Genomic DNA, 5300 nt, shown 5'->3' with positions numbered 1-5300 from the left:
CGAGCCCGACGACCTGGCCCAATGCGCGAGGCTTGCGCAGCAGTGGGGCTACGACGAGGTCAACCTCAATTGCGGCTGCCCGAGCGAGCGCGTGCAGCGCGGCGCTTTTGGCGCATGCCTGATGGCCGAGCCGAACCTGGTGGCCGATGGCGTGAAGGCCATGCGCGACGCGACCAGCCTGCCGGTGACGGTGAAGCACCGCATCGGCATCGACCACACCGAGAGCTACGACTTCGTGCGCGATTTCGTGGGCACGGTGGCCGAGGCCGGCTGCGAAGTGTTCATCGTGCATGCGCGCAACGCCTGGTTGAAGGGCCTGAGCCCGAAGGAAAACCGCGAAGTGCCGCCACTGCGTTACGAGATGGTCTATCAGTTGAAGCGCGACTTCCCTCAGCTCACCATCGTGCTCAACGGCGGCGTCACGACCAACGACCAGATTGCCGAACACCTGGCCCATGTGGATGGGGTGATGATCGGCCGCGAGGCTTATCACAACCCCTGGCGCATGGCCGAGTGGGACGAGCGCTTCTACGGCGCCTCGCCACAGACCCTGGACCGCGCGGCACTCGAGTCGCTGATGGTCGACTACATGGAGCGTGTGGTTGCCAGTGGCGAGCCCTGGTCGCATGTGTCGCGCCACATACTGGGCCTGTGGAACAGCACACCGGGCGCGCGCAAGTGGCGGCAGGTGTGGTCAGACCACAAGCTCAAGGCCGAGCCACCGCGCGTGGTGTCAGACCTTGCTCACCGGCGCGAGCTGGCCCCGGCCGTTTGATGGCCACGTCGCGAGCACCACACCCAGCAAGGCCAGCGCAAACGCCCCCGCCTGGCCGGCGCTGAAGCGCTCGCCGAGAAACAGCACGCCAACCAGTGCCGCGCTGACCGGCAACAACACGGTGAACACCCCCGACGATGAGGCTGGCACCTGCTTGAGCCCGGTCATCCACAACCACACGGTGACCATGCTGGCGGCCAGCGAATAGAAGAGCAACAGCCACCACGAGCCGATGCCGACCGCGCCAAAGTCGAAGCTCCATGCCTGCCACAGCCCGAAGGGCGTGACCAGCAGCAGGCCCCACAGGTTGACCAATGCACTGATGCGCTTGGCCGACACCTGGCCGGTGAGCTTCTTGCCGATCACCACATAGCTCGCTTCGCACAGCACCGCGAAGAACAGCAGCGCGTTGCCGAGCAGCGAGCTGGGCGCCGCGCCCTCGGCATGTTTGGTGAACGACACCAGCACGATGCCACCCACGGCGCACGCGATGCCGGCCACCACACGGCCCGAGATGCGCTCGCGCAGCAGGCCCCACGACATCACTGCCACCACCGCCGGGATGGCCGCCATGATCACGCCCGCCGCCAGCGCCGACGTCATCGACACGCCGTAGAGCATGCAGATGGAAAACAGGAAGTTGCCGAAGAACGACTCGAAGAACAGCAGCGTGCGGTCGTGTGGGCTGATCGGCGCTTCACCCGGTGTGCGCTTGACCCAACCCGCCATCGCCACGGCCGCGATGCCAAAGCGCAACCAGGCCAGCAGGAACACGGGGAACACCAGCACCAGCAGCTTGGAGAAACCGACGTAGCTGCCAACCAGCGCCATGCTGCTGGCCAGGCACAGGTAAGAAACCCACAGGGCGCGAGACTGCATCAGCGCATCAGAACGCGGTGGCGTAGCGGGCTGTCTCCCACGCGCTCACGTGGCGGGCGTATGCAGTCCACTCTTCGCGTTTCAGGCGGATGAACTCGCTGGACAAGGTGTCGCCGAGGGCGTCGCAGATCACCTCGTCGGCTGCCAGAGCGTCGGTGGCTTCGCTCAGGCTTTGCGGCAGCACCGCGATGCCGCGCGCACGGATCTCGGCGAGCGAGAGTTTGAACAGGTCGTCGGTGCTCGCCGGGCCCGGCACCAGCTGCCGGTCGACACCGTCGAGCCCGGCGGCGATGAGGCCCGCAGTGGCGAGGTAGGGGTTGGCCGATGCGTCGGGCAGGCGCCACTCGAACCGGCCCGGCAGCGTGCGAACGAGCGCCGTGCGGTTGTTGGGGCCGTGCGCCACATAGGCCGGCGCCCAAGAGGTGCCGGAGAGCGACTCGCCCACCACGAGGCGCTTGTAGCTGTTGACGGTGGGCGCGGCCAATGCACACAGCGCGGCCGAGTGGTGCAGCACGCCGGCCATGAAATGCTCGTTCTCCACGCAAGAGGCGCCCTCCCACAGCGACACGTGAAAGTGCATGCCGCTGCCCGGCTGGTTGGCAAAGGGCTTGGGCATCATCGAGAACAGGCTGCCGTGCTGTTCGGCAATGGCGTGAGCCGCCATCTTGAACAGCATCAGGTGGTCAGCGCTTGTCAACGCGTCGGCGTGGTGAAAGTTGAGCTCGTACTGGCCGTGGGCGTCTTCGTGGTCGATCTGGAACACGTCGAGCCCGCAGGCGGTGAGGCCGTCGCTCAGCTGCTTGAGAAACTCGCGCTGGCGCGGCAGGGTCTTGAGGTCGTATGAGGGTTTGTCGAGGCCGTCTTCAGCGTCGGCGGCAGCGATGCCATGGGCCGTGCGGTGCAACAAGAAGAACTCGGGCTCGATGCCGGTGCGCAGGGCCCAGCCACGCTCCGCAAGCCGGGCCACCTGGCGGCGCAGCACCTGGCGCGGGCAGGCGTCGAAGGGCTCGCCGGCCACGAAGCCGTCGCACACGATTCGGGCGTAACCCGGCATCCAGGGCAGGGCGCGCGCGGTGGGGGCGTCGCCTCGGCCGTAGTACTCCGAGCGGGGGCCGGTGCGTGGCAGGCCAGTGCCCCAGATCGACGGGCCGGCAAAGCCTGCGCCGTCGCTTAACAAGGTGTCGAGGTGGGTCAGTGGCACCAACTTGCCCTTGGCCACGCCATGCACGTCGGTGAACTGCGCGATGAGCGTGTGCACGCCCTGGGCGGCGAGCGCTTCGCCTAGCGGTGTCATTCGAGGCGAATCCAGGTGGTCTTCAGCTCGGTGTACTTGTCGAAGGCGTGCAGCGACTTGTCGCGTCCGTTGCCGCTCTGCTTGAAGCCGCCGAAGGGCACGGTGATGTCGTCTTCGTCATATTGGTTGACGTGCACGGTGCCGGCGCGCAAGGCGCGCGCCACACGGTGGGCGCGGTTGATGTTGCTGCTCCACACGCTGGCTTGCAGGCCGTAGCTGGAGTCGTTGGCGAGCGCAATCGCTTCTTCTTCGGACTTGAAGCGGATGATCGACATCACCGGGCCGAAGATTTCTTCACGCGCGATGCGCATGCCGTTGTTCACGCCTTCGAACACCGTGGGCTCGACGAAGTAGCCGCCCGTCTCGGCGCGCACCTGCTGGCCGCCCACTGCGATGTGCGCGCCTTCGGCACGGCCGGCGTCGATGTAGCCGAGCACGGTGCGCAGCTGGGTATCGTCGACCAGCGCGCCCATTTCGGTGGCGGCGTTGAGCGGGTCACCGGGTTGGTAGTTGGGCGCTTCGCCGGCCACGATCTTCACGAACTCGTCGGCCACGCTCTCGTGCACGAACACGCGTGACGGTGCGTTGCACGACTCACCTTGGTTGAAAAACATGCTGCCGGCCACCGTCTTGGCGGCACGCGGGATGTCATCGAAATCGGGGAACACGACAAAGGCCGACTTGCCGCCCAGCTCGTTGTAGACGCGCTTCAAGTTGCTGCGGCCGGCGTACTCGAGCATCTTGCGGCCCACGCGGGTAGAGCCGGTGAAGCCGATCGCGTCGACGTCCATGTGCAGCGCGAGCGCTTCACCGGCCTCGTGGCCATAACCTGGCACCACGTTGAACACGCCCTCAGGCAGGCCTGCATCCAACGCCAGCTCGGCCAGGCGCAGTGCTGTGAGGGGCGACTTTTCGCTCGGCTTGAGCACCACCGAGTTGCCAGCCGCCAACGCCGGCCCGAGCTTCCAGGCGGCCATGATCATCGGGTAGTTCCAGGGCACGACCGCGCCGATCACGCCCATGGGCTCGCGGGTGATCAGCGCCAGCGCGGTGTGTGCGGTGGGGGCGATCTCGTCGTAGATCTTGTCGACGGCCTCGGCATACCAGGCAATACAACGCGCCGCCGAAGGCACGTCAACCGACAGGCTGTACTTGATGGGTTTGCCCATGTCGAGCGTTTCGAGCAGAGCCAGCTCGTCGCGAGCGGCGAGGATCTTTTCGGCGAAACGCAGCAGAGTGCGTTTGCGTGCGGCCGGGGCCTGGCGCGCCCAGCGGCCGTCGTCGAAAGCGAGGCGCGACGAGGCCACCGCGGCGTTGATGTCGGCCTCGCGCCCGCGCGCGATCTGGCCGATGGTGCGGCCATCGATGGGTGAGACGCAGTTGAAGGTTTCACCCGTCAGAGCCGCCACCCGCTTGCCACCGATGACGGCGCGGCCATCGAGCTTGAGGTCGGTGGCGCGGGCGCGCCAGTCGGGGGCGGGTGAGTGCATCTGCGTCTCCGGTCGGCGCCGTGGTGTGTCAGAAGCTGACCACGACGGCGGCACCCAGCACGTGGTTGCTCTTCTTGTATTCGATGTCTTTCACGTACAGGAACACGGGTTGGTTCGCGCGGTCCATGCGGTACTCGAACTTGAAGGTGGTGTTGAGGTTGAAGAGGTAGCTCACGCCGAGTGACAAGGCATATCGGTTGGCGCCGGTGCTGCAGCCGTCGAGTGTCGGGTCGGCATCGCATCCGAGCGTGGCGTCCGGGCCGATGCCGTTGCGGTCGTCCGCACCATAGCCCAACAAGCCACCGCCGTTCTTCTTGTTGGAAAGGTAGTCGAGGCGAGCGATGCCTTCAAAGCGAGGCGTGAACTTGTGGGCGGCCAGAACTGAAACGCCATACCAGCTAGCGTTGCGCAACTCGCTGGTCACCGGATCCGCCGTGATGGACGCATCTTTTTGCTGCCCATAACTCAGCTGACCTTGCACCGTCCAGTCACCGCGGACGAAGTAGCCGTCGACTTCGAGCAGATGCAGCGATGTGTCAGGGCCACCGTTCACCAGATTGGCCGCCTTGCCGTGCACACCAGCAAAGCCGAAGCCCTGGTACTCGCCCCTGGAGTAGTCAACACGATAAGCAAACACCGGCGACTTTTCGCCGGCTGCGCGCTTGCTGGCGTTCATGTTGGCGAGCATCGACTTGATGATCCACTTGCCCTCGGTGATCTCCATCCCGACGCCGGTGTAGGCGGTGGGCAAGGTGAAGTCGAACAGCAGGTTGTGCGTGATCAGCTTGTTCAGCGTCGGTTGCAGGTACTCGTAGCCCGACCAGTCGGGGATCTGACCTGCGATCAGGCGCCGCTGCAGGCT

At 65.8% G+C, this 5300-nt stretch carries 5 protein-coding genes; 1 reads left to right on the top strand and 4 read right to left on the bottom strand.

Translation table 11 applies throughout. The features are described 5' to 3' along the window. A partial coding sequence (gene dusA / locus RMO40_RS11275; protein WP_309720747.1) for a tRNA dihydrouridine(20/20a) synthase DusA occupies window positions 1-775 on the top strand: 775 nt, incomplete at its 5' end. On the opposite strand, the gene RMO40_RS11270 is transcribed toward dusA, so the two are convergent. The 4 genes from RMO40_RS11270 to RMO40_RS11255 form a co-directional block, all read right to left on the bottom strand. After that, the gene (locus RMO40_RS11270; protein WP_309720742.1) at window positions 734-1654 is read right to left on the bottom strand and encodes an EamA family transporter; all 921 of its coding nucleotides are present in this window, start codon (window positions 1652-1654) and stop codon (window positions 734-736) included. The genes dusA and RMO40_RS11270 overlap by 42 nt on opposite strands. A 7-nt stretch (window positions 1655-1661) precedes the next feature. Continuing rightward, window positions 1662-2948 carry a type III glutamate--ammonia ligase gene (gene glnT, locus RMO40_RS11265; RefSeq protein WP_309720737.1) on the bottom strand — a complete coding sequence of 429 codons (1287 nt, stop codon included), beginning with the start codon at window positions 2946-2948 and terminating at the stop codon, window positions 1662-1664. Continuing rightward, window positions 2945-4438 (bottom strand): aldehyde dehydrogenase family protein, encoded by a 1494-nt coding sequence (locus tag RMO40_RS11260; protein ID WP_309720734.1) that lies wholly within the window; start codon window positions 4436-4438, stop codon window positions 2945-2947. The genes glnT and RMO40_RS11260 overlap by 4 nt, the downstream gene beginning before the upstream one ends. Before the next feature lie 28 nt (window positions 4439-4466). Beyond that, window positions 4467-5300: DUF3138 family protein (locus tag RMO40_RS11255; RefSeq protein WP_309720732.1), on the bottom strand; the 834-nt coding region annotated here is incomplete at its 5' end.

The organism is Rhizobacter sp. (assembly GCF_031412075.1).
Taxonomy (GTDB): domain Bacteria; phylum Pseudomonadota; class Gammaproteobacteria; order Burkholderiales; family Burkholderiaceae_C; genus Rhizobacter.
The sequence above is the reverse complement of the archived record's forward strand: the minus strand, read 5'-3'. Positions and strand labels throughout refer to the sequence as shown.